The organism is Nocardia miyunensis NBRC 108239, from assembly GCF_001613065.1.
In the GTDB taxonomy this organism is placed as follows: Bacteria; Actinomycetota; Actinomycetes; order Mycobacteriales; family Mycobacteriaceae; genus Nocardia; species Nocardia miyunensis.
The window spans coordinates 1-1,149 of sequence record NZ_BDBQ01000197.1; the positions used below are offsets into that span (position 1 = coordinate 1).

Consider the following 1,149-nt stretch of genomic DNA (forward strand, 5'->3'; position numbering starts at 1 on the left):
ATCATCGGCGCGGGACCCGCGGGCTTGCTGCTGGCGCAACTGCTCGACAAGGCCGGAATCGACTCCGTCCTCGTGGAACAACGCAGCACCGACTACGTCAAATCCCGCATCCGCGCCGGCATTCTCGAATCGGCCAGCGTCCGACTGCTACGCGAAGCCGGAGTCGGAGACCGCATCGCCCACGACGGCATCGAACATCGCGGCATCCACCTGCAATGGCCCGGCGAACGACACCACCTCGACTTCGTCGACCTCACCGGAAAATCCGTATGGGTATACGGACAGACCGAAGTCACCGCGGACCTGATGGCCGCCCGCGAGCACGCGGGACAGACGTCCTTCTACGAAACCACCAACGTGCGACTGCACGACATCGACACCCACACCCCCACCGTGACCTTCACCGACACCAACGGACACCCCCAACGCATCGAAGCCGACATCATCGCGGGCTGCGACGGATCACACGGACCCAGCAAGCACTACATCCCCCAACAACACCGCCACACCTGGCAACGCACCTACCCCTTCGCATGGCTCGGCATCCTCGCCGACGTCACCCCCTCCACCGACGAACTCATCTACGCCTGGCACCCGGACGGTTTCGCACTGCACAGCATGCGCTCACACACCCTCAGCCGCTTCTACCTCCAAGTCGCACCCGACGAAAACCTCACCGAATGGAGCGACGACCGAATCTGGGACACCCTGACCACCCGCTTCGCCCTCGACAACTGGACACTGAACACCGGCACCATCACCGAACGCAGCGTCCTGCCCATGCGCAGCGTCGTCACCACACCCATGCGCCACGGCCGACTGTTCCTCGCCGGAGACGCCGCCCACACCGTCCCACCCACCGGCGCAAAAGGACTCAACCTCGCCATCGCCGACGTCGCCCTGCTCGCCCGCGCCATCACCACCTGGCTCACCCACAACAACCCCCACCTCGCGGACACCTACTCCGACACCGCACTACACCGCGTCTGGCGATGCACCCACTTCTCCTGGTGGATGACCACCATGCTCCACCGCCACGGCGACGACTTCGACACCCGCCTACAACTCGCACAACTCCAACGCGTCATCCAATCCCCCTCAGCAGCAACCGAACTCGCCGACAACTACACCGGAATCCCCATCGAAGGA

At 64.3% G+C, this 1,149-nt stretch carries 1 protein-coding gene; it reads left to right on the forward strand.

From position 1 onward, the window contains the following. Positions 1 to 1,149, forward strand: a 1,149-nt coding sequence (locus tag NM2_RS46960) for a 4-hydroxybenzoate 3-monooxygenase (RefSeq protein ID WP_067684315.1), incomplete at both ends; no start/stop codon positions are given.